19 protein-coding genes, 1 pseudogene and 1 CRISPR repeat array are annotated in these 25,107 nt (G+C 41.0%); of the genes and pseudogenes, 4 read left to right on the plus strand and 16 right to left on the minus strand.

Going from position 1 to position 25,107, the window contains the following annotated elements; genetic code table 11:
* The first annotated feature begins 103 nt into the window (after nt 1-103).
* Nucleotides 104-673 carry a lipoprotein HlpB gene (locus tag O1Q80_RS09935; protein ID WP_386694811.1) on the plus strand — a complete coding sequence of 190 codons (570 nt, stop codon included), beginning with the start codon at nt 104-106 and terminating at the stop codon, nt 671-673.
* 53 nt (nt 674-726) lie between these two features.
* Here O1Q80_RS09935 and O1Q80_RS09940 read toward each other — a convergent pair whose 3' ends face one another.
* Complete coding sequence (locus O1Q80_RS09940; RefSeq protein ID WP_386694812.1) at nt 727-1,518, minus strand: TatD family hydrolase; 792 nt, start codon at nt 1,516-1,518, stop codon at nt 727-729.
* A 122-nt stretch (nt 1,519-1,640) separates the two neighbouring features.
* Complete coding sequence (locus O1Q80_RS09945) at nt 1,641-2,153, minus strand: peptidylprolyl isomerase (protein ID WP_386694814.1); 513 nt, start codon at nt 2,151-2,153, stop codon at nt 1,641-1,643.
* Between the two features lie 161 nt (nt 2,154-2,314).
* On the opposite strand from O1Q80_RS09945, the gene cysS reads away from it, so the two are divergent.
* On the plus strand, nt 2,315-3,694 hold the full coding sequence (gene cysS, locus O1Q80_RS09950) for a cysteine--tRNA ligase (protein ID WP_386694816.1): 1,380 nt from the start codon (nt 2,315-2,317) through the stop codon (nt 3,692-3,694).
* Between the two features lie 136 nt (nt 3,695-3,830).
* On the plus strand, nt 3,831-5,381 hold the full coding sequence (locus O1Q80_RS09955) for a subtype B tannase (protein WP_386694818.1): 1,551 nt from the start codon (nt 3,831-3,833) through the stop codon (nt 5,379-5,381).
* Between the two features lie 67 nt (nt 5,382-5,448).
* A CRISPR array of direct repeats spans nt 5,449-6,275; the repeat unit is 32 nt; unit sequence GTTTCAACACACAGCCGCCCGTGGGCGGCTGC.
* A 187-nt stretch (nt 6,276-6,462) separates the two neighbouring features.
* Here O1Q80_RS09955 and cas2 read toward each other — a convergent pair.
* The 12 genes and pseudogenes from cas2 to O1Q80_RS10015 all read right to left on the minus strand — a co-directional run bounded on the left by cas2 (nt 6,463) and on the right by O1Q80_RS10015 (nt 19,766).
* The gene (gene cas2, locus O1Q80_RS09960) at nt 6,463-6,756 is read right to left on the minus strand and encodes a CRISPR-associated endonuclease Cas2 (RefSeq protein ID WP_386694820.1); all 294 of its coding nucleotides are present in this window, start codon (nt 6,754-6,756) and stop codon (nt 6,463-6,465) included.
* Between the two features lie 50 nt (nt 6,757-6,806).
* Nucleotides 6,807-7,820 (minus strand): type I-C CRISPR-associated endonuclease Cas1c, encoded by a 1,014-nt coding sequence (cas1c, locus tag O1Q80_RS09965; RefSeq protein WP_386694822.1) that lies wholly within the window; start codon nt 7,818-7,820, stop codon nt 6,807-6,809.
* Nucleotides 7,821-7,831: 11 nt separating this feature from the next.
* Nucleotides 7,832-8,605 carry a DUF5677 domain-containing protein gene (locus O1Q80_RS09970; RefSeq protein WP_386694823.1) on the minus strand — a complete coding sequence of 258 codons (774 nt, stop codon included), beginning with the start codon at nt 8,603-8,605 and terminating at the stop codon, nt 7,832-7,834.
* Between the two features lie 3 nt (nt 8,606-8,608).
* On the minus strand, nt 8,609-9,283 hold the full coding sequence (cas4, locus tag O1Q80_RS09975; protein WP_386694824.1) for a CRISPR-associated protein Cas4: 675 nt from the start codon (nt 9,281-9,283) through the stop codon (nt 8,609-8,611).
* The gene (cas7c, locus tag O1Q80_RS09980) at nt 9,283-10,146 is read right to left on the minus strand and encodes a type I-C CRISPR-associated protein Cas7/Csd2 (RefSeq protein WP_386694826.1); all 864 of its coding nucleotides are present in this window, start codon (nt 10,144-10,146) and stop codon (nt 9,283-9,285) included. Before cas7c ends, cas4 begins: the two co-directional genes overlap by 1 nt.
* Nucleotides 10,147-10,156: 10 nt before the next feature.
* Complete coding sequence (gene cas8c, locus O1Q80_RS09985; protein WP_386694828.1) at nt 10,157-11,917, minus strand: type I-C CRISPR-associated protein Cas8c/Csd1; 1,761 nt, start codon at nt 11,915-11,917, stop codon at nt 10,157-10,159.
* Nucleotides 11,914-12,591 (minus strand): type I-C CRISPR-associated protein Cas5c, encoded by a 678-nt coding sequence (gene cas5c, locus O1Q80_RS09990; RefSeq protein WP_386694830.1) that lies wholly within the window; start codon nt 12,589-12,591, stop codon nt 11,914-11,916. Before cas5c ends, cas8c begins: the two co-directional genes overlap by 4 nt.
* A gap of 116 nt (nt 12,592-12,707) precedes the next feature.
* The gene (locus tag O1Q80_RS09995; RefSeq protein ID WP_386694831.1) at nt 12,708-14,180 is read right to left on the minus strand and encodes an ATP/GTP-binding protein; all 1,473 of its coding nucleotides are present in this window, start codon (nt 14,178-14,180) and stop codon (nt 12,708-12,710) included.
* A 75-nt stretch (nt 14,181-14,255) separates the two neighbouring features.
* The gene (cas3, locus tag O1Q80_RS10000; protein ID WP_386694833.1) at nt 14,256-16,565 is read right to left on the minus strand and encodes a CRISPR-associated helicase Cas3'; all 2,310 of its coding nucleotides are present in this window, start codon (nt 16,563-16,565) and stop codon (nt 14,256-14,258) included.
* A gap of 91 nt (nt 16,566-16,656) precedes the next feature.
* Nucleotides 16,657-17,688, minus strand: a complete 1,032-nt coding sequence (locus O1Q80_RS10005; protein WP_386694835.1) for a virulence RhuM family protein — start codon at nt 17,686-17,688, stop codon at nt 16,657-16,659.
* A 12-nt stretch (nt 17,689-17,700) separates the two neighbouring features.
* Nucleotides 17,701-17,904 (minus strand): annotated as a pseudogene (locus O1Q80_RS10010) (site-specific DNA-methyltransferase); the annotation flags it as partial.
* The gene (locus O1Q80_RS10015; RefSeq protein ID WP_386694837.1) at nt 17,901-19,766 is read right to left on the minus strand and encodes an ATP-dependent endonuclease; all 1,866 of its coding nucleotides are present in this window, start codon (nt 19,764-19,766) and stop codon (nt 17,901-17,903) included. The gene O1Q80_RS10015 and the pseudogene O1Q80_RS10010, both read right to left, overlap by 4 nt.
* Nucleotides 19,767-20,251: 485 nt before the next feature.
* Here O1Q80_RS10015 and nhaA point away from each other — a divergent pair, with 485 nt between their 5' ends.
* Nucleotides 20,252-21,418, plus strand: a complete 1,167-nt coding sequence (gene nhaA, locus O1Q80_RS10020) for a Na+/H+ antiporter NhaA (RefSeq protein WP_386694838.1) — start codon at nt 20,252-20,254, stop codon at nt 21,416-21,418.
* Between the two features lie 67 nt (nt 21,419-21,485).
* Here nhaA and O1Q80_RS10025 read toward each other — a convergent pair whose 3' ends face one another.
* Both O1Q80_RS10025 and O1Q80_RS10030 read right to left on the minus strand, forming a co-directional pair.
* Nucleotides 21,486-22,358 (minus strand): VirK/YbjX family protein, encoded by an 873-nt coding sequence (locus O1Q80_RS10025; RefSeq protein WP_386694839.1) that lies wholly within the window; start codon nt 22,356-22,358, stop codon nt 21,486-21,488.
* Nucleotides 22,359-22,526: 168 nt separating this feature from the next.
* Nucleotides 22,527-25,091, minus strand: coding sequence for an autotransporter outer membrane beta-barrel domain-containing protein (locus tag O1Q80_RS10030; protein WP_386694841.1), 2,565 nt, complete (start codon nt 25,089-25,091; stop codon nt 22,527-22,529).
* Between the last annotated feature and the right edge of the window lie 16 nt (nt 25,092-25,107).

Raw genomic sequence — 25,107 nt, forward strand, 5'->3', positions numbered from 1 at the left:
CAATACTTGAAATAAGTGCCTTATTAAGAATACAATACCGCATCTATATTAACATACAGCCTCGTTATTAAGGTTATTTTTACTTTCCATAGGACTATTTTTAATGAATAAATTTACTAAAATCACTGCAGTATCATTATTTGCTTTATTCTTAACCGCTTGTGATAAACCAGCTGAAAATGCACAACAAACAACCCAAAATCCTCAAAGTCATCAAGTAACATTGAATGTTAATGAACAAAATATTGATGATGTAAGAAAATTCTTAGACTGGGATGCAAAACAAATTGCAATATTAAAAGACCCACAAGAAGTGCTAAAAAAAGCGTCTGAAAGTAAAGATCCAACAAAAATTAAAAATGCTTTGAAACAACTTACAGACAAAGCAAACGAAGTTTTAGCTGACGCTGATAACCTTGGTCTTAAAGATACCAACGTGAATTTATTAAAAGATAAAGCAAAAGAAAATTTAGCCTTATCCGTCATTTTTGTGAATGAATCTTTTGGTTATTTAGTACAAGGTAAACAACCAACTGAAGAAGAAAAACAACAATTAAATGCAACATATCAAAAATTAGCAGCATCAGCTCAAGAATTACAACAAGTTCGTGAAAAACTTTATCAGATTCTTGCTCCAAAACCAGCACAAGAACATGCTAAACCTGCTAAATAAATAACAAAGAAATACGAATAAAAAAGTCAGGAAATCTCCTGACTTTTTCTATTTCAGATATTCGCAAATAACGCTACTGAATTATCCCAAATCCTGTGCTGAATAATATCGGCACTTTCTTTTCTCAAATTACATAAATGCTCAAATACTTGCACGATTCGCTCAGGTCGATTCGGTTGTCCTTGATAACCATAAATCGGCATATCAGGGCTATCGGTTTCTAATAATAGGCAATCTAATGGCAATTTAGCAATAGTTTGACGTGTTTTATTGGCTCGATTATAAGTAATCGTTCCACCTACGCCAATTTTATAACCAAGATCCACAAAACGTTTTGCTTGCTCATAACTGCCAGAAAAACCATGAATTACACCGCACTTTGACAACTGAATACGTTTTAAAAAAGAAAAGAGTTGATCGTGGGATTGGCGACTATGTAAATTCACGGGTAAAGCATATTGTTTGGCAAATTGCAGTTGTGCCTCCAAAAAATCACATTGTTTTCGCCACAATGAATCTTCTAATAATTCAGGAATAGCTCGCTCTAAACCGATTTCTGCTACCGCAGTAAAATGGCGTGGACGATTAGCAAGACGTTGATTTAACAGTTCTAAATCTGATTCGGTATGTTGCTGAATATAGAGGGGGTGTAATCCTAACCCATAATAAAACTGATTGGGATAAAGTGCGGTGATTTTTTCGATAATTTTAAAATTCTGCTGTGATACTGCCACAATCAGGATTTTTTGCACGTCCGCCTGTTTGGCGTTCTGCACTAAATTTTCCAGCGTTTCGCCTGTAGTTTGTTGTAAATAATCAAGATGGGTGTGGGTGTCAAAAAACATATTTTATCTATTTTGCCTACCCCCGCACTTACGTACGGGGTTATACAAATCATGCCCCTCTGGGGCGATAATCCACATAAGATGCGGAGCATCATTACCATGCTTAACCTAGTACGTCAGTGCTAGGCGGAAACCGTCACCGAAATAATCACTACATCTTCTTTCGGTACATCTTGGTGAAAACCAGCGTTGCCTGTTTTAACGCCTTTGATTTTATCCACTACGTCCATGCCATCAACCACTTCGCCAAACACCGTATAACCCCATTCTTGCACCACTTCTTTCTCAAACATCTGTTTCGAACGATAATCCAAGAAAGTATTATCTGCTACATTAATAAAAAATTGTGCAGTAGCAGAATGTGGATCGCTGGTACGAGCCATGGCAATAGTGCCTCGTTTATTGCTTAAACCATTATTTGCTTCGTTTTTGATTGGTGCATTGGTGGCTTTTTCACGTAAACCACTTTCCATACCACCGCCTTGAATCATAAATCCATCAATAACACGATGGAAAATTGTGTTATTATAGAAACCTGATTTACAATAATCTTCAAAATTTTTTGCGGTGATTGGTGCTTTATCAAAATCTAATGCAATTTTGATGTCGCCCAAATTGGTGTGTAATGTAATCATTGTGTTTTCCTTATAAAAATAGCTAAGATTATAGCTTGGCATTATTCCATAAAAGCGAGGTTAATGCTATGGTTAAGTTTATACAAGGTGTGTATCAATGCACCATTTTCTAAAAGATATTTTATGATGCGTTAGCTCGCACTCTACCTTTGGAATTTGTTATGTTAAAAATTTTCAATACCCTAACTCGAGAAAAAAACGTTTTTCAACCTATTAATCCGAATCAAATCGGTATGTATGTCTGTGGCGTAACGGTTTACGATTTATGTCATTTTGGACATGGTCGCACTTTTGTGTCTTTTGATGTTATTGTGCGTTATTTGCGTTACCTTGGTTATAACGTGCGTTATGTACGTAATATCACCGATGTAGATGATAAGATCATTAAACGTGCGTTAGAAAATCACGAAACATGCGATGAATTAGTCGATCGTATGATTAACGAAATGCACCAAGATTTTGATGCGTTGGCTATTTTACGCCCAGATGTCGAGCCACGAGCGACCCAACATATCAACGAAATTATTGCCATGGTACAAAGCCTGCTTGATCGTAAACATGCCTATATTGCCGAAGACGGTGATGTCATGTTTGATGTAGGAAGCTACCAAAACTATGGTCGTTTATCTCGTCAAAATTTAGAACAATTACAGGCAGGAGCAAGGGTTGAAATTAAATCGGTGAAACGTAATCCAATGGATTTTGTATTGTGGAAAATGTCTAAACCGAACGAACCAAGTTGGGATAGCCCTTGGGGTAAAGGTCGCCCTGGTTGGCATATTGAATGTTCCGCCATGAACAGTAAAGAACTCGGCAATCATTTTGATATTCATGGTGGTGGATCAGATTTAATGTTTCCACATCACGAAAATGAAATCGCTCAATCCTGCTGCGCTCACGATGGCGATTACGTAAATTATTGGTTGCACACAGGTATGTTGACGATTAACGAAGAAAAAATGTCAAAATCTCTCAATAATTTCTTTACCATTCGGGATATTTTAAGTAAATACGACAGCGAAAGCGTGCGTTATTTCTTTCTGACTGCACAATATCGCAGCCTATTAGACTATAGCGAAGAAAACATTGGTTTAGCTCGTAAAGCGTTAGAACGTCTTTACACAGCATTACGTGGTTGTGATGTGAATGTTGAGATTGATGCAGAAGATCAATATGTTACCACATTCAAAGAAGCTATGAATGATGATTTTAATACCCCTGGTGCATTAGCGGTATTATTCGAATTAGCCCGTGAAATCAATAAATTAAAAGCAGAAGATCGGGAAAAAGCCAACCAACTTGCCACTCGACTAAAACAACTGGCTGATGTATTAGGTTTATTACAACAGGATCCTGAAATCTTTTTGCAAGGTAATAATGCAAATGATGATGTAGTAAAAATTGAAGCCTTAATCAAACAACGCAATGATGCTCGAGCAGCAAAAGATTGGGCAACCGCAGATAACGCAAGAAATCAATTAACCGCAATGGGAATTATTCTGGAAGATGGTGTTGCTGGTACGACATGGCGAAAAGCATAAGAACTTATGTTACCGAACAAAGTCAAAATAGCATCTTAAGAATATGGTATAAGCAACATACCAAAACGGTACTTGTACCATAACACAAAATAATGATAATCGACTCGTTCCGTTACATTTTTAGTTGGAGAAAAAAATGAAATTATCAAAAATTAGCACCGCACTTTTAGCTACTGGTTTAGCCTCTCAAGTATTGGCAGCACCAGCAATGAACAAAAATCCTTTAGCAGATTTGCCTTATGCAAACAAAACTGAGAATGGTTATAGTCTTGATTTTAATGACAAAAATTACACCACAGTAACCACCGAAATAAATGGTAAAAAAATTACTTATCGTGCCTATGAAAAAATCGTTTATGTAGCTAACCCAGTTGAACCAGAATATCAAACCTTAAATTTCTACGTACCTGAAGAATATTACCAGAACGGTGAAATCAACGGTTACAACGCAAAAACTGCTCCAATTTTCTTACCTAATGCGATCGGTGGCTATATGCCAGCTACCGCAGCTGCCGCAAGTCAGTCAGGTATGGGTGGAAAAACTAGTACAATTCTCACCGCACTTGAACGTGGTTATGTGGTCGCCAGCGTGGGAGCTAGAGGACGCACATTAAAACAGGGAAACACCTATACAGGTAAAGCACCTGCCGTTATCTTAGATTTAAAAGCCGCAGTACGTTATTTACATGCTAATGATGACAAAATGGTCGGTGATGCCAATAAAATTATTTCTAACGGCACCAGTGCAGGTGGAGCAATGTCGGCGTTACTCGGGGCTAGTGGCGACAGTGCAGATTACGCAAAATTATTAAAAGAAATGGGAGCAGTTAACGCCAGTGATGCCATTTTTGCTGTATCCGCTTACTGCCCAATTACCAATTTAGAAAATGCAGATACGGCTTACGAATGGGAATTTAATGGTTTACATCATTATAGTCGTATGGATATGAGCAAACTTGACGCAAAAACCTTTAACGACCGTTCAATGAAACAAGCCACGATTGAGGGGGAACTTAGTGCAGATGAAATTAAAATTTCCAATGATTTAAAAGCCCAATTCCCTGATTATTTGAATAGTTTGCAGTTAAAAGATGAAAAAAGCAATGCTTTAACCTTAGATAAAGACGGAAACGGTTCTTTCCGTACTTACGTGGAAAATGCGTTAGTACTATCGGCTAACCAAACATTAAGTGGTTTGAATACCGATGAGAAAAAAGCCTTTGTAGAAAAATATAAAGGATTAAGCTACGCAAATGGCATCGTAAGTGCGGTGAATTTAACGGAATTTGTCACCAACAAAGCTCGCATGAAATCACCACCAGCTTTCGATGCCTTAGATTTAAGCTCAGGCGAAAATGATGAATTTGGTACAGAAACAGTACAAACCTTACATTTCACCCCCTATAGCCTAAAAAATAGTACCATAAAAGGCGGCATGGCTAAAGATGAAAACATCAAATTACTCAATGCCATGAATTATACGGATAACGATAAAGCAGCTCAACACTGGCGTATTCGTGTAGGATCAGAAGATTACGACACTTCTCACGCTATTTCAGCAATGTTAGCCGTGAAACTCAAAATGTCAGGTAAGAATGTGGATTATGCTTTACCTTGGGGGGTAGGACACGCTGGTGATTATGATCTAGATGAATTATTTGATTGGGTGGATAAGATTGCTAGATAATTTTATTAATACAAATATCCAACTGTAAGCAGTTGCTAAAACAACCATTGAATCAATCACTGTGTAAGGTTTAATATACAGCCACCCGTGGGCGGCTGCTTTATTTGGTATCACGATTAAAATGACGGCAACGTTTCAACACACAGCCGCCCGTAGGCGGCTGCTGACTTAGATCAGCATCGTATTCTACTGCTAGATGGTTTCAACACACAGCCGCCCGTGGGCGGCTGCACCTGCCAGAATAATCACATCACCAGAACGCACAGTTTCAACACACAGCCGCCCGTGGGCGGCTGCTTAACGTTACGCCTAAACCTAACGTGATTGATGTTGTTTCAACACACAGCCGCCCGTGGGCGGCTGCTAGGTGATTGGGTTGAGTTCCACAGCGTAAAAATCGTTTCAACACACAGCCGCCCGTGGGCGGCTGCCGTCATCTAAAATTGCCTTGCCGTTTTCGTCTCGTTTCAACACACAGCCGCCCGTGGGCGGCTGCATCAGAACTCCCGCTAGAATTACCGCCAGACGAAGTTTCAACACACAGCCGCCCGTGGGCGGCTGCCTGTAATTGACATAACGCCCCCTAACCTATAAACGGTTTCAACACACAGCCGCCCGTGGGCGGCTGCTATCGTCATTGATAATGGTTTGGCGAGTGATAGAGTTTCAACACACAGCCGCCCGTGGGCGGCTGCAACAAGAAGCAACAGACTTAAAAGATCTATCATTCGTTTCAACACACAGCCGCCCGTGGGCGGCTGCTCGCAACAAAATCTTTCTTATCTGTGTCAATTCGGTTTCAACACACAGCCGCCCGTGGGCGGCTGCGTGTAAGTCCATACAGGATCTACCGCTCTATCTTGTTTCAACACACAGCCACCCGTGGGCGGCTGCACCCTCTTTGGGAACCCTTGCAACATAAGGCTTTCACAGCCCTAATTCGCTAATCGTTCCCGATGAGAGTGTAAAATAAGTATAACATAACTTTTTCACTACATCATACTATCTAATTTCCTGATTTTTAAAGAACAAACCAAATCGCCAACCTCCCACCGTTTTGATGAGAACCATGGGTTAGCGATCACACAATCAGCGTATCCTTAAAAACATCCGCCGCCGCTTTGGCACCGTGATGTTCCACCTTGTGCCGCCATTTGCTGCCGAGATGGTAGAACCGCAGACTGTCGCATTCGGGGTCATACGTATCCAGCAGTTTCGCTTTTAATACCACCCACTGATCAGGCGTAACATCGCATTCAAACACCGAATATTGTGCCCGCACGCCGTAATCCAAGCAATGTTTGGCAATACGGCGCAAGCGGCGCTCCCCGCCCGCCGTTTCAAAAGACACATCATAAGTAATCAACATCAGCATAAATCGCCCTCTCCCAAAACACGCAAAATTCCGACCGCACTTTGCAGCACTTAACGCATCAAAAACGGCGGATATTCCGCCAAATCGCCGCGCAAATGGCGGGCAAGCAGCATCGCCTGAATATACGGCAGCAGCCCGATTTCCACCTCTTCCTGCAAAAACGGATGCACAATCTTCTCCTGCTTTTTCGCTTGCAGACTTTGAAACAACAGCTTGCGCGCCTCGGCTTTCAGCGTTACCGCACCGCTGCTCTCGCTGACAAAATCCTGCGGCTTAATCTGCCCGCGGTTAATCAGGCTCAACGCCAGCCTGTCCGCCCACCACGCACGGAACTCCTCCAAAATATCCTGTGCCAGACTGTCGCGTCCCGGGCGGTCGGCATGCAGAAAACCCGCCTGCGGATCCAAGCCCACGCCTTGCAGCGCGCCACTGATGTCCCTGCCCAAAATACTGTATAAAAAAGAAAGCAGTGCATTCACCCCGTCACGCGGGGGACGGCGGTTGCGTCCGTCAAAGGCAAAACCGCTTTTCTCCGCAATCAGATATTGAAACACACTGAAATAACGTGCTGCCGCCTCGCCCTCAATCCCGCGTACCCGCTCCAAATCCTGTGCGTGTTTCAACTGCTGCAAACCGCTGTTCAAACCGACAACCGCCGCCTGCACCGCCGAATTCTCGCCGTAATTGCGCAAATACCGCTGCAACACCCGCTTACTCGCCTGAATCTTCGCCGCAATAATATGCCACGCAATCGGCACGGGATTCGTTTCCGACAGCCGATACTGCGCCCGCCGCAGCAAAATATTCCCGCTCTGCCGCCCCTGCAACCGTCCCAAATAACGCCCGTTCTCGGTAAAAAACGCCAGATTGACATTATTCTCGCCGCAAAACCCCATTAAAAACGGCGACACCAGCACATTACCGAAACAAAAAATATGCCCGATGGAATGCACCGGCAACTGCGCCACTTTTTTACGCTCCTGCTCCACAACCAGCGTTTCACGTTCTTTATGCAGATAGGTTCCCTGTGTGGTGATGTAGAGGGTGTTTTGTAGTTTTTTCATAAGCTCAACATTTAAATTTTATAATTAATTGATGTTATTTTTACAAATGGTAAGTTTGTTATTTCTTCATAAAGAAGTTCAATTTTTGGAAATAAACTAGTTTCCATACTTAATATTTTTAATGACAGTAAAACTGATGAAATAGCTAGACACCAAGCATTTAAACTTTCTAATTTAATTTCAGCTGTATCCAATCTGATTACATTAAGATCTCCACATTTATAACGAATTCCAAAAGACTTTGTCCCAAAATGATGATAATCAGACATTAAATCATAATATATTTCATAAAAATGGGTTAATTCTGCAATTTTTGCCAGCTCTTTAATACTCTTGTCTTTTTTCCAACTTCTTTTATTATTAAAACCTGCAATAATTTTTTTACACTCTTTACTCTCTAATTTTTCTCTTACTTCTTCAGGAATTTCTTCTTCCTTTTCTTTTAATTCATCGAATCTCTTTTTATCAACCACATAACTATAATTTCTCCAATCATTGATTAATTTTTTGTCTTTAAGAAAAGCACTTAGATAAACAGAGCCTTCAAACATGCTACGAGCAATGAGAATAATGCTTTCATTATCATTTAAATCAAACATTGCTTGAAGTTGTTCAAATTGCCTCATTGAAAATACTTTAGATACATAATTGATATTATCAGACATATCTAATGTTAAATTTTGAAATTCATCTTTTAATGCTAAAATTTCATTACCTATATTTTTTAATTCTTCAATGTAACTATTAAAATTATAAATCTGCTTTTTATCATCATAATTTGACATAGATTATTCTCCAAATAAATCTAAAATATACCGCTTTGACCTATCCCTTTCCAACACCTTCGGCTGACACAAATCCAGCAGCGAACAGGCTTTGCAGCGTTTGCCGTAGGCGGGTGGCGGGGTGGTGCCGTTTTGCAGCAGTTCGCGTACAGCGGCGATAATGTTCAGCGTTTGTTGTCTGATGCCGTCTGAAAACACGATCGGCACACGGTGGCGGGTTTGCCCGTACCACAAGGCACCCTCCGTTACCGCCTGTCCGGTCATTTCTTCCAGACACAAGGCTTGGGCGCAAAGCTGGATTTCGTCAAACGGCTCGGTTTTGGGCTTGCCGCGTTTGTATTCCACTGGTTTCAGGCTACCTGAAACCAAATCATGTTCCACCATATCCAATACGCCCGATACCCCCAATTTTTCCGCCGACACATGCATGCTGCGTTCAAAACGCACACCCTTGCGTGTTTCCGGCTCGCCCGCATCCACCCGCTCGTGCAACACCCGCCCCTGTGCAGTCAAAACGTTCTCCGCCCACGCCTGTTCGTTGTGAATCAACGCACATTGACGCGGGCAGAAAGCGTAGTGTTGCAGAGCGGAAAGGGAAATAATACGGTGATCGTTGCCAAGCGATACATTGGAAAACAAGCGATTATTCGCCGCATCAAACAAATCGGCAACTGCCATTACAACAATTCTTCTACATTGATCCCATTTAAGCTTGCTGAATCCACGCTGATTTTGTAGTCGCTGAATGCGGCGGCGGGTGTGCCGCTTGTGCCATGGATGCGTTCGACTTTTACTGCATCAAATAATTTGTGTGCAGGTTCGCTGCCCAACATGCTGTCGTGTTTGAACACAATCAGTTTGCGTGCTGCCATTTCGCCGCGTGCGGCAGAGCGGTCGTGTTCAAACATGAGTTTCAATGCGTCCCACAGTTGTTTTAGGTCGTCATCGCCAAAGCCGGTTTTGGCGGCAAGATGAGCGGAAATAAAGCCGTGTACGCGGTAAAGGGCGTAGGGGACGATGTATTTACGCCCCATAGTGCGTTCTTTTTCCAAATCTTTTTCATTGGTTACCGCCATGCGAGTAATCGAAATTTCCAGCGGAATAATAGGGTCGATGGATTGGGCGAATGCCAATTGTACCGGTCCGCGTACCTGGCCGCTGTTCACTTCGGTGGTCATCACCGCACCGAAGCTGCGGATGTCAAAGAAGTTTTTGCACATCCATGCGGTGATGTCGTGCGCTTTGGCTTCATCTTTCGGCAATTTTTTCGCCTCGGATTCAATGCCTAGTGCTTCATAAGCGCGTTTGTTTTGCAGGTTTAATACGCCTTTATCTTTGACGTAGATTTCATAGCCGGGTTGGTTGGGATTCGCCAGTTCGATATAGTTGCGAATCTTGCGTTTCAGGCAGACATCGGTTACCAGCCCCTTGCTGGATTCGGGATCCAAACGCGGCAGATTACCGGCATCGGGATCGCCGTTGGGGTTGCCATTGGTTACATCAAAGAAATAGACAAATTCATAACGGTTTTGGATAGACATTTTCAGCTCCTTAGTTTGCAGACGTTTCTGCGGATTCTTTTTTGGCGAAATAGCTTTGCTTTTGGTGGTAATAACCAATGGCAAAACGCCCTTGTTCTTCAATATTCAGATGACGGGGAAAGGTTTCGGGCAGTAGTTCGATAATTGCACCCAAATCTTTGTCCAAATTCACCGCCATGCCGCCTTTATCTTTACGCAAACGCGATAAATGATGTTTCACACCCGACAACAGGCGCGGAAAAACGGAAAACGGCACGGCAGAAGCCGAACCGTAGTAGCGGTCGGAAATGCCTGCATTTAATTCGCCCAACGCTTGATATTGAATGCGTTCCAATACGGCAAACAGCCGCCCCAATAAATAAGCCTGATTGCGACTTTCGCTATCTAAACTCATTGCAACCTCCTCGTGAATAAAACCTTTTCTGAAACGCCGCTGCAACACAGCCTTAATCATAGCCACACGCAACCCGTTGGCATCGCCGTCGGCACGAATACGTGCAATCAGCTGGGCAAGCAAACTGAGCGGATAAGGCGTACCGCCAATCACGGCACGGGTCATTTCGCCTGCCAGTACGGGAGAAATATTTTCACTTTTGCCCAATACTGCGGTTTGTAGCAACAGCCGCCAAAGCGAGGGTGGCGTTTTCCATGCACGCGGCTCTAATGCCAAATCCTGCCAATGCTGTGCCAGATTCACAGCCAACTGTCCGAACGTGGTATCCAGCCAAAACCGAATGGAAATCCGTGCCGCATTCGGTGCCAAACCTAAAATATAGAACTTGGTATCGTCTGATAACTTGGGAGCGATTTCCCGCAACGGGCGACCTTTGGCGATTTGTTCCAAAATATCTAATATCTTTTGCGCTTCCTGTTCGTCATCAGGCGGGGTAAGCGTATCGGCAAAAAAATCTTCGGCAGCGGCTGCCTGTTGCACATCGGAGGCTTCTGCCCAAAATACCGTGCTGGTGTCGCCAATGGAAAGACAATGTCCGTTTTCGCGGCGCAACAGATAGTTCAATGCGGTGGTGTAAGCGAAAGCAGCGGCTTCGGAAACTGGGGCGTTTGCACCCTGTTCTTTGCCGAATGAGGCAAAGGATTCTTTATTAAAGGAAATAATCGATCCGCCCGAACTCTGTCCGCCTAATATGCCTTTGATGGAGGGGTGCAGCCGTGCAATCGGAGCTTCTTCACCGCTGATCAGGCAAACACCTTGTTCCGCCTCGTCATTTTTCAGGCAGCCTGCCCATAAAGTTTGTGCTGCTTCGCGTTGATGGATATAGCCGCTGCTGCCGTCCAGTTTGAATACCACATTGGCATCCAACATTTCGGGCGAGCAGGGAGAATCGGTAAAGTTTTCAGGCTGCCATTGCCGCAAAAAACGGTATAAGGCTTGCAAGCCCTCGTCCGTTTCCTGTTGCAGCAAATCCAGATGATATTGTTTAAAGGATTCAAAACACTGAGTTGTACGGCTATTATCTTTAGCTTCTTTTTTTGTTACACCCAATACATATTGAGTATTACCCCAAAGAAAGTTTGGCGAAATATTCACACTTTTCTTCTCTGGACGCGGCACGCTCATCAGTTTCGGCTGCGGTTTTTTATCGGCAGTCAGATGCGGCACCACGTCAACCAATTTCCCATCGGCATCCAGCACCAAAATCCAGCCGATTTTCTCTTCACTGAAACCGTAAGGCGGTACTTTCGGATTGCCCGTAATATCGGTTTCCGCCGCCAAACGGCGGTAATAGCGGGCAAGCGAGGTCAAAATCATTTTTTCACCTCCTCGGCATAAAACGGCGGCACGGCAATCATGCCGTTTTCCATTTCAGCACGGAAAAAATGCGGTGTATTGCCGTGATTAAAATCAATATCGTGCAACATCCAACCCAAATCGCGGTTGCGCTCAGTCTCGGATAAAGCAGACGGCGGCAAGGGTTCATCGTCCTCAATCAAGGCAAAATGTGCGGGAAATTCACGCACGCCCATACAAGGTTGCTGAAAACACTGCCCCTTTCTGGCACGGCGTTTAAACATCTCGATATGCTTGGTGATATTGTCTTCCGCCCCTGCTTTTGCCGTCATCACCGCATGGGCTTCAATCACATAGGCGACATCTTTCAATACCGTCGCCGCTCGCTGCTGGCGATCGTCATCAATTAAGGTATATAAACCCTCCACACTCTTGCGCCGCATCGCACCACTGACTTTACTGTCGGAAATCTTACCGCCCAACTCATTACGCCGCAGTGATTCAAAACGAATCGGCTTTAACACATGAATGACATCAATCACCCAGCGAATTGCAGGCTTCCAATGCACCGCCGCCAAAATCCCGCGTGCCGCAGATGGCGTAATGACATCATAAGACACCCGTTCCACTTTCATTTCGGGACGGGTAAAACAGGCATAATCGCCCCAGATATGGAGTCTGATTTTGTTTGGCATGGTGTTCTCCTTGGGTTTTATTTACACACGCCTCTCCATTATGGAGAGGCGGATTAGCTTGCTAATTTAAATATCTTAGTTTCAATCCACATAAAATAAATACAATATTTATTTTATTATTGATTAGAATTAATTATTTTTTCAGTTAGCTCATTAGTGTATTTTTCCCATATTTCTGAAAGATTACTAAAATGTTCAATAGCACTTCTCCTAGTTAGATCATCATTGGGAATTTTTCGATGATTATCGCCTGACTGTCTTCTAGTAATAGATTTCTTAACCCAATTATCATCACCATAATTTTCCACAATACTAGAATAAATAAACTCTTCAGGACTATCAACTTTCTCATTTCCATTTCTCTTAATACTGGTGTATTGCAAAATATGCTGTAGCACTCGTTTCCTTTTAGTATCACTATCCTCCTCAGTACCTGATAATTTTTTCTTTATTTGAGCTAATTTTTCCTTTTCTGATATATGTCTATCACCATCTAATACAAAAAAAGCCTTTTCAAGACCATTATCTTGAGCCAAAAATAATCCACAAGCTATCGTAAATGCGTTATCTATTGAACCATAAATTTTTATTTCAGTTCCTTCTACAATATTATTTTTTTGCAAAAATCTAGTAACGATTTCTTTTGACACGATGTCTTCAACATAGATTATTCTTTCGGTTGGAATTTCACCCGTAAGCTGGATAAGTGCTTCTGACGTAATATTATCAAGACAATCTGTGTTATCCGATAAACTATTTGTCATATACTTAATATCAATTTTATCTTTTAGATTATACCTAACTATGTCTTCTCGGTGGGTTGTAAAAATAATTTGCAAATTTCTTTCTTCGGCTAAATAAATTAATTTTTTCAATAGTTCTTTTAAAGCAAATGTGTGAAGTGTAAGATCTAGTTCATCAATAAGAATAAGAGAACCATCTCCTGCATTATGAGCCACATTTAAAATTTCAATAATTTTATGTTCACCGGCTCCCATAAACAAACTGGGATAAGATATGCCGTTTACTTCTGCTATTTTGTATTTTCCATCCTTACTTTTGGCAATAGAAGAATAACTTCTTCCCATAACATCGCCGATATCTTTTAAAATTTTTGATTTCAAAGCGGTGCTATCATCAGCTATGATTTCAATTTTACTCTTTTTATTTTCCTTCTCAATCGCAGGTACACACAAATCAATGCCTAAAAAGTAAATTTCTCTCCTAGGTCGAGCATCATACCTAGTCCATCTATCTTTTGTCTTTTTATAGCTTCTTTCTTGTACTTTATCATTTGAAAAATAAGTAATTTTCAATTCACTACCAGACCATACAGCGTAAGTCGTTGGTGGGAAAAAATCAGAAAATCTATAAACCTCTCCTTTTTTGTGCTTCTCATTAGACACATCTTTTTTTTGATACACACAAGCCAAAGCATGCAATACAGTAGACTTGCCACAACCATTCTCCCCAAAAATAGCAGTCAACCTTTTAGCTTCATCAAAACCAATAGCTAATTTTTTGATATTTTTTAACTTAACAATTTCTAATTTTGTTAAAAATTCAGTTGATCGTTGATAAGTAGACATTTCTCTCTCCAGTTTATAAAGTAAAAAAATCGTTCAGATAAATTTTCAGTAGTTTACATCTAACAACATTATATATCAAAACACTAACCCCTCCACCTCCAAAAACACCACATTCTCCCAATTCAACCCCGCCATCTTGTCATACAAGCCCAACCCAATCAGACTGTAAAACTGTCTGCCGAAGGTCTGTTCGTTGATCGGCTCTATCCGTCCTGCTTGGAACAGGGCATTTAAGGCTTTTTCGGGGATTTGCACGGTGTAGCGTTGCAGCTCGCGCAGCAGTCCGCCGATTTGGTCGGCGTAGTGCAGGCTTTCGATTAGTTTTTCGGCTTCTTTGTTGAACGGAACAAGCAGCGGACGCATGGTATTTTCAATCATTTGAAACTGTTGTGCGATGGTTTGGAACGGGAAGTCGAGGCTGTGTGCCGCGTTGTGGTGTTTGGCAAGGATCTGTTTGCGATCCAGATCTTTGCCTTTTTGTGCGTACACTTCTTTGAAGTAGGCGGTGATGGCAGCAACCGACAGCAAATCATCGGCGTAATGCCGTTCAACAGTACGCATGGCGGCAGCAAGCAGTCCGAGTTCGGCTGGGGTTTTCCATTGTTCTTCGGGTTTGAAAACCCAGACAAAGCTGTTTTCAGACGGCATTTTGCCCTCGCGATTGCAGCGTCCTGCGGCTTGGGCGACGGAATCCAAGCCTGCTTCGGCTCGCATGACGAGCGGAAAATCAACATCTACGCCCGCTTCAATCAGAGAAGTGGCGATAACGCGGCAGGGGTCGCCGTTTTGCAGACGGCAGCGGATTTCTTTCAGAATTTGCGAACGGTGTTCGGCACACAGTAATGTGGTAAGGAGAAACACGCCGTCCGATGCTTTGACCTGTTCGTACAGACTGCGGGCATGGCGGCGGTTGTTGACGATGATGAGGATTTGCGGATTTTCGCTGAGTTTGTCCTGCAAATCGCTGTCGCTTTGGGTACCGATGTGCTGCACGGTGGTGCGTTTGAGTTGGGCGAAAAGTGCGGTCGGATTGGGTGCAATTTCGCGTACATTGTCAAAGCCGCGGTAAAAGCCGTGTGTCGCATGAATGGCGGGCTGGGTGGCGGTACACATCACCACCGAGCAATGGTAGTTGCGGGTCAGCTCCTTAATCGCCTGCATAATCGGCAGCAACAGGTTCAGCGGCAGCATTTGCGCTTCATCAAGAATAATCACGCTGCCCGCGATATTGTGCAGCTTGCGGCAACGGGAAGAACGGTCGGCAAACAGCGATTCGAAAAACTGCACCGCCGTGGTTACCACAATCGGCATATCCCAGTTTTCCGCCGCCAGCCGCAATTTGTCTTTGCTATTTTTATCTTGCAGCCTGCTGTCGTCAAAACTGCTGTGGTGTTCCAATACCGCATCTTCGCCCAACTCGCCAAAGGCTTTGCGAAACTCGGCGGCGTTTTGCTCGATGATGCTGGTAAAAGGTATCACATAAATTACCCGCCGCATACCATGCTGCTTGGCGTGTTGCAAGGCGAACGCCATAGAGCTGAAAGTTTTGCCGCCGCCGGTGGGGACGGTCATACTGAACAAGCCCGGTGCTTGCACCGCTTGCGCAACGGCATAATCGTAAATTTCATTACGCAGGCGGTTTAAGGCGGCATGGCGTTTTTCCGCTTCGCTCCCTTGCGGAGCAGCGGCGGTACGTTGTCTGAATGCTTGAATAAAACGGTTAAAATGCTGTTGCAGAGGGTTTAAATCAGGATAGTCGCCACGCAAAACGGGTTTATTTTCCGCTTCGGCATAGAATCTTTCCGTATCGAGAAAATCGGCATCGACCAAACAGGAATAAAGCATACGGGTAAAAAAAGCCTGCGAAAACCCTTTGCAGTCGGGAGCAGGCTTTAATGGCGGAAACGGCAGCGTTTCAGGCAGCGTAATTTCCTGCTGCCACACTGCATCCAATTTGGGAATATCCACACCAAACTGCAAGTCCAGCCTCTGCGATAAAGTGCGACGGTTATCGCCTTCGCCATTGCCATTCGCCAAACCCGCATGATGTCCGGCAATGCAAAATGCTGCTAATTTACCCAGTTTATCGCCCCAGCACTCAATAGCAATCTTTGCTCCTGCGGTAGCATGGTCAACCGATTTACCGCCGTGTAGCCGCCGGTCAAATTCAGGCGTATATTTACCCAAATCATGCAACTGTCCCGTATAACGGGCGATTTCCTGTGCCGCAAAAACGGTGGCAAACAAAGTCGCCGTTTCACCGACATTCTGTGCATGGCTGCGCATTGTCTGCCAAGCATTTTCAGGTTGATTTTCAAGGGAGTGTGCGTAGTAGGTTTTGTTGGGGGGGTTATTCATTTTTAGGTATTTCCCTTTTCGTTTCATTCAATTAAGGCTTACACCTGTTTTGCCAAACTTTCCGCTTGCGGCACACGCAGGGATAAACGTCCGTTAATATGTTGCTGTATGCGGGTGTTCATGATTTATTTTCCTTATCCATTTGCTTTAACAAACGGTCAAAATCGCTTTCAAACAAGCGGTCTTGCACAATGCGGTATTTTTCAAACTCGCTTTCGGCGTGTGCTTGGGCGATTTCTGAGCTCACCTTGCTGGCATCCTGCAAAACCTCACGTTCGGTTGCTGCAATAAAGCGGTTTAAACGCACTTCCCAATCCTGCATCGTCATCGGAATATGACGTTGCGCCATATCCTCGGCAATATCCAGATAGGCATTAACCAACCGCAAAAGCTGTGCCATTTCCTCTTCGCTCAAATAATTTTTAGCAACCGATACATCATATTTTTGAATCTTGCCGTGCGGCGCATCTTTCCAAGTATTCAGCCCCATATGCGGCTTTTGGGCATCCGCCCGGTGATAGACCACTTCGGCAGCAGTCTGACCGTGGATTGCCCAATGCAATTTGTTTTGCACCGTAGCAAAAAAACGCTTAGTAGCTTGCGCCGACACGTCATAATCTACTGCCGTAGCATAAATATCGGTAATTTTCTGATAAAACTTGCGTTCCGACAGGCGGATTTCACGCACCCGCTGCAATTGTTCTTCAAAATAATCTTCGGTAAAAATAGAACCGCCGTTCTTCAAGCGTTCGTCATCCATCACATACGCCTTGATGGTGAAGCTCTCCACAATCTCGGTTGCCCATTTGCGAAACTGCACCGCCCGCTCGGAATTGACTTTATAACCCACCGCAATGATGGCAGAGAGATTATAGTGCTTGGTGTTGTAGTTTTTACCGTCTTCGGCAGTTATCCGAAAATTTCGGATAACTGAATTCTCCTGCAACTCACTGTCTGAAAATATCTTTTTCAAATGATAGTTGATGGTACGGACATCTACATCATATAAAACCGCCATCATCTTCTGTGTCAACCAGACATTTTCATCGGCATACACCGCCTGCACACCACTTTCCCTATTAGCCGCCACAAAGGTCAGATACTCCGCTGCCGAAGAGCGGGTAATTGAAAGCTCATTTTTCTTTTTCATTGATATTCATCCTAGCTTACTGCCAAGCTCCTGTTCCAACGCCTTTAATGCCTGTAGGTTATCGCAGAAAATCAAACGGTTGTCAAAAAATGCCCTATTTTCTGACCGCACTTTGGCATGATACGACCGTTCCGCATCCTCCAATAAAATCCGTGCCTCTAGCTTGGGATGCTTGTCTTTGCTTATCCAAGTGAGTTCGAGTTTTTGTTTGGTCATTTGGTATTCTCTTCAAAACAATAACTTTCTTCAGATATATTATTTTCTTTAACCCATCTTCTTAAAATTTTGTCGTAATTGATACCATCGTTTTCACATTCATTTGAATTATCCATTAACTCATTTAACATAGTAAGTACACTATTTCTAACGCACTCATCATCTTGAATTTTTTTCCAGCTCGCAAATGGCTTGTCTTTACTAGGTAATTTCATTTTATGATGTTGCTCAAAATTCGGACAAGAACAACGATAAATAATATTAATACCATTTTCCCTAGCTTTAAATATTTCTTGACATATTTTATTATTTATTGAATAAGCTGGATTTATTTTTTCACCTTTCGGTGTTTTTGGAGAATCAATATCGTGTAGAATAGAAAAATTAATCTTAAAATGTGCCAACATTTTGACCAAGATAGCAATAGTTGCCTTACCTCTTGCACGAACAATTAACGGTCTTTCTTCTATTGGAAATGAACTGCTATTTAATCTCATCACCTCATTGAACGCAGCAAATTCTGTATCCCCTTCAACAATTAACACTTTATTACCAAAGAACATTTCTGATAAATATGTATCAAAAAGCATAAGAGCTTTTAGATTATCTAATTCACTTTCGCTAAATTTAATCTCATCGACCCGATAAATATTAGGAGATAAGTGTTTTTCTTTTCGATGAAGGCGAACAATTGTTGTATGATTTTCTAGTGGATCGACAAATACAGGATTATGAGTACTTAATATAACTTGCCAGCCGGCTTCCGCAGCTAGCTTGTATAAATGTTCTTTAGCTGCACGGATTGCAGAAGGGTGTAAAGCAGCTTCTGGCTCATCAATTAGTAGCATATAGCCAGGAAGAAACAAATCTTCTATGTTTTGGGTGCTATTTTTTAATCTTTCTTCTATTTCATTAATTTTATCTCGATCTTTTTTATTTAGGCTAGGTTTTGCTTTAAGTTTATTCAATTCAACTTGATCTTTTTCTGTTTTCTTTTTTTGCTCAGATAATTCATTTAGCTCAGATCTTACTTGCAGCATAGACCAAAATAAAGTTCTTTGTGATCCTGTACCTTGTTGATCCCAACGAACCAAATTATCTTGCTCCATAATATCAATTCTTGAATTATTAATAAGAGATTTTGATAAATCAAAACCCAAATCCCCAACAGAGATATTCAGTTTTGTATCAAGTGAACTAAATACTTTTTTGTATGATAAGCTAATTTTTCCCTGTATTTCATCTAATTGCCCTTGAAGCTCAGTAATAGGAGCTTGAGCTACTAATCTTAATTCATCAATCTTTTTGCTTAAAATAGAATCTTCATCACTCATAAGATCAGTATACTTTTTGATAATAGGCTCTAAAACTAATGTTAATAGTTTCTTATGTTCTTCTTGAGGGTTATCTAAAGATCCAATTCTAAATGGTTTAGGTAAACGACTATTGAAAACAGTATCAAGACCTGCAGCCTTACCATCTTTAGCATAATCACTTGATTCAGGATCCCAAGTGCTACGTTCAGGTTTCCCTCCGCTACAACTCCATTCCCATTTTGATCTTACCAAGAGAAGATCATCTTTTTCCTCCTTCCATTTTTCATCAATATTTGCTACTCCCTTTGGAATATGTACCCATAACTCAACAATAGCAGAATTTCCATTGGCTGTTTTACATATATCTTCCGGCTTTAATGATTCTTGGTTTACTGCTAACTCATACGCTCTAAGAACTGTAGTCTTTCCCGAATTATTTGCCCCAACAAGGCAAACAATATCATCTAGATCTACAGTCAAGCCATCATTACCAATACAACCAATATTTTTAATGTGCATGCGCACCAAGTGTGAACGATTAGACATTTTTAAAATTTCCTATTTGATAAAATTAATTTTTAAGTTGAATAGATAGAACTAACAGCAACTTTTGCTCACTGATAAATAAACTTCTAAAGCATTCACTTCATCCCCCATTCAATCACAAACAACTCTCGTTCTTCAACCCACTGGCTAAGCTGTGCTTCCAGCCTTTCAATCAATTTATTACGCTACCAGTGGCAGTGCAACAGATTTCTTTAATTTGGTAGTTAGTCTCTTTCAAACCATGTTCAACCACCTTGCTTTTCCAGCACATTGGAACGTTTGGCTTTGAGAATTATACCCTATAAACCGAATTTTTCCTGTAATTTCTGATGCTATTATTTACACAAATTAGTAGAAGTGACAATATGTTATGCTTATATTTCGCCCAATGGGGAGAAATCACCATTCCCCCAACGAAAATCTCCCCATTTTCTCCTTAATTATGGTAGTATTTTCCCTTTACATTTTTTAGGAGAACTATTTTTATGCTCAATTTTGTCCAGCGATTCTTTAAAATGGAATCTGCTAGTGGGATTTTATTATTGATCTTTGCTTTTGTTGCCATGTTATGTGCCAATAGCAGTTTACAATCTACCTATTTCAATTTTTTAGATATTCCTGTCGCAATACAATTTGGTTCGTTTGCGATTAATAAAACCTTTATTCATTGGATCAATGATGGTTTTATGGCGGTATTTTTTGTCGTGGTGGGAATGGAAGTAAAACGTGAAATACTAGAAGGATCGTTGTCAAGTTATCAACAAGCTATTTTCCCTGCATTTGCGGCGATTGGTGGCATGGTTATTCCTGCGATTATTTATTGGTTTATCACTCAACAACATGCTGAATTATCAAATGGCTGGGCAATTCCTATGGCAACCGATATTGCATTTGCTCTTGGTATTGTGGCATTGTTAGGTAAACAAGTGCCTTTACCCTTGAAAGTGTTTTTACTCGCCCTTGCTATTATTGATGATTTAGGGGCTATTGTTGTGATTGCGTTATTCTTTTCTTCTGACTTAAGTACGCAAGCCTTAACCATTTCCGCTATTGCTATTTTGGGTTTAGTTATTCTCAACCGTCTGAAAGTCGGTCATCTTTGTGCTTATATATTAGTCGGATTGGTGTTATGGGCTGCAGTGTTAAAATCAGGTGTCCATGCGACTTTGTCAGGGGTAATTCTCGGATTTTGTATTCCGCTTAAAGATAAAAAAGGTGAAAGCCCATTACACACATTTGAACATATTTTAGCTCCTTGGTGTTCATTTTTTGTCTTGCCATTATTTGCTTTCGCTAATGCTGGTGTGTTTCTTGGTGATGTGGATAACAATATGATTTTCTCTGCCCTACCATTAGGAATTACTCTTGGATTGCTGATCGGAAAACCGCTTGGAGTCTTTAGTTTCAGCTATCTCTCGGTTAAATTAGGGATAGCAAAACTACCAGAAGGCATAAATTTTAAGCAGATATTTGCCATTGCAATACTGTGTGGCATAGGCTTTACTATGTCGATGTTTTTAGCCAGTTTAGCCTTTGTGGGAGAAGCTGATAGTGCAATCAACACATTGTCCCGATTGGGTATTTTATTGGGTTCCTGTGGCTCTGCAATTTTAGGTTATGGCTTACTGAAAATTACCACCAAAAACGCATAAAAAATTCACCGCACTTTTGTCGTATGATCAGAAGTGCGGTGATTTTTAAACCCATTTTAAGCGTAAACTATTTCATTAAAAAATCTTTCATTTGCTGTTCTAATGTGTCAAACATTTCATAACGTTTACGATACATAGAACGTTTTTTACTGGCAATGTCTTCTAATGGTTTTCGTTCAATTTGATTTGGTAATTGCCAATATTTATCATGATATTGTGCATCATTTTCCTGCCAAAATTCATCATAATTAAAGAGCAAATCTTTAGAATCATTCCAACGATATTTTGCTTCATATTTATGTGGAATACCGATTAATTCACAACCTAACTGACTAGCGAATATTTTAAAAACATTCACCAGCATAAACATTGGACGAACACCATGTAAGGCTTTTGTCGCATTACGCACCGCTAATTGGGCTTGCTCATGGTTTGGTCCTTGAATTGAGGCGATTAACAATTTATTGGGTGATAAAAAAGTAAATGACGCATCATAAATACGATTTTTCTGTTGATCAACAATATTGAGGGAGAAAAATCCTTCTAAAGGATCGACCCGATTGAGATTTAAATATAAATCTAATTCATCGGTTAATTTTGCCAATAGCACTTTCTCTTTTTCTAGCAATACATGTACTTTATCCATGGGCAAAAACTGCTCGGCTAAAGAGAAATTTTCCATGATTGCTTTTAAACGCTCTGTACCATTAAACCGTTTATCACAAAATTTATTTAATAAGGTATTGATCCGATAAATATCATTCTGGAAAATTGGCTGCCATATTGGATTAGCGACTAAATAATCTGATAAACATTGGATCTGTTTTTTATATACAACTAACCGCATTTGATAGCGGAGATATTCTCTCGACAATTTTAACAGGCGTTTCTCTACAGGAAACATCTTTTTAAAGGTAATTAATGAAGCTAAATTAAACATAATAAAAAAGGATAAAATAATAAATTGGCGAGATTATAGAGATAATCTATTAATATGACAACCTAAAAACAAGATTAAAAATCACCGCACTTTGGGTTATACGGAAAAATAAAAATCTGCCTAAACTTCACTCTCCATAGCAAAGCAAGGCAGATTATTTAAGTTAAATTACCATTGATAACGGTAAGTGGCTTGAGCCGACCAGTATTTTTTAATATGTTTACCGTAGGCATTATTCGCTTGAATGCTAAAGCTATGATTACCACCTGATAAACCTAAACCGACTGCGGTTTCCACTCTGCCACCAAGGCGTGCAACATCAAAACCTTGTTTACCTAGTGTCACTTGATTATGGTTAAATTTATCATAAACACCGTTCACTTCCGCAAATGGTTTTAAATTCAAGCTACTGGTTTGAATACCTTTCGCCAAACGTACACCTGCTTTGCTATGTAATACATTTAAGCGATCTTCATATTTGTTACCAGAAATAGTTGACCAACCTAATTGTACTTGTGGTGTCACTGACCATTGGTTTGCAAAATTAAATTCTCGACCAACTTCAGTGGAAACAGTGTAAGCATTATAATGATATGTCACATCTTTTTTGCTGGTTCCACCTGTATTAAACTCGGAGCGTAAACGAGAGTATTTGGCAATACCGTCCACATAGAAGCCATTATCATTCAAATAGCTCGCATAAAGTGCAACCGCTTTTGAATATAATTTGGCATCGCTATATGAACCATCAAAATCCATTTTAGCGGCAGTAGCACTGACAAATCCACCAAGACGTACATTATCCGTTACACCTGTATCTGCACCGAGTTGTAAATTGTAGGTATCCAATGTACCACCAGATGTTTTACTTTGGGAGGATACAGATTGCTCATCAAATTTTTGAGTTTGATTGACACTACGTGTCCATACACTGGTTGACTTGCCATTTCTTACATCGCCTAAACGTTGATGAACGCCAGCTAATTCTGCATCAAGAATAGTAACTTGAGCTGCTCGCAGAGAAGTCAAATTATTGGCTGTATCATTCAACTCTAGCTCTGGTTTAGCTGTTGAACCGTTATTTGGTTTAGTCTGCGGTTTGTTGTTGTCCTGTTGTTGGTTGTTGTCTTTTTCTGGAAGTTTGAAATCCTCATGTGGTACTTTTTTCTGATCGTCCTTATATGGAACCAAACCATCTCCTTTCGGGTCTGCCTTAGGTTCTGTTTTTGGTTCTTCCTTAGGTTTTGGTTCTACCCTAGGTTGATCGGATTGTGGATTATCTTTCGGTTGTTCTTTCGGATCTTCTTTCTTTTTAAAATCAGGATCGACTTCTGGCGTACCGTCTTTTGTTTTCTGATTTGTTAACAACCAATTCCATGAATCTTTAGTAGTTTCCTGAGTTAAACGATAACGATAACCGCCAGCATTCACATACTGATTATTATTAGCTAATGTTACATTAAAATTAGTTGGTGTATTTGCTGCTGTCAAAACTGTGACTTTATGTCCCTCAGGATCAGTAAACATTTCATCACCGCTTTTATCCGTAATATTCAATGTAGCACTAGATGTTGCATTACCAAAATTGCCCAGTATCTCTACTTTATCACTTTGATTGTTCGAAAGATTAGAGTTTAAATGGAATCTATGATCTCCCTCGTACGAATTTTCTATCCTCAAAGTTTTAAATTTATCGCCAGCATGTTCAAAATAAATATCAGAATTACCGCCAACTGAAGATAGGCTATTAACAATAGAATCAGAAGTCAAATTCCATTTAGAGCCTGATTTCAAGGTAATATCCACATAACTTTTCGGTTCTTTAAACCCACCAGTCAAAGTAGAATTTGCTCCAAGATCAAACACGGTAGTAATTCTCTCAGCCTTATCTGCATTAACGTGTACTAACTGATCTTCAATAGCTAAAGTAGTATTTTCAAGGAATATTCCTATAGTTCCATTAGTAGTTCTCCAATCAATACCTTGTTTAGCACTAATCGTACTATTAGTCAGCGTAAAATTATGATCATATATCCCTCCTTGACCCTTTACAGTTTCTACTGTAAGGAAAGAACCATTGTTCCCCGTATTTTTAGCCGTAAGATTATTCGCTGTTAATGTAGAATGATCTCTCACGGAAAATAGGGTGGAATCTTTACCTGTAGCATTTAGTAATACATTGTCAAACGCTGCTTCAGCCGATTCAAGTATTACAACCGCACTCTTATTACCATGATTAGTAATTGATGAATTATTCATGGTTACTGGATAATTACGAGGAACATTCCAAAATTTCAATGCTCCATATAATGGCGAGCCTTCTTTTGCTGATTGAGTTGTCAAATCGACCGTTGCATTTTTAATAGTAACAATGGCGGTATCAAAATATAAACCATATAAACTGGCAGGGTTGGTTGAATTAACTTTTAGTCCATCAATGTTAATAATACTATTATTAACATTTAAAACCCCAGATTGCTTTTCTGAGTGAGTAATAGAAACATTCTTCAAAACAGCTGAGTTCGTACCAGTTTTATGCTCTATATAAAGAGAATAAAGTCCACGCTGATCTCCTGTAATATGTTTATTCTTTAGCTCATAATAACGTTCGTTATATGAAGTTTGTATACCTACATCTTCTAGATCAGTGTTAGCATAAGAAAAATTTGGAATAGCAAAATTCGCCATTAAAGCCAGCGTCAATGCTGAATATTTAAAATGAATCCGTTTCATTTCATCACCTTTTGTA

This window comes from Lonepinella sp. MS14435 (genome assembly GCF_042485795.1).
Lineage (GTDB): Bacteria > Pseudomonadota > Gammaproteobacteria > Enterobacterales > Pasteurellaceae > Lonepinella.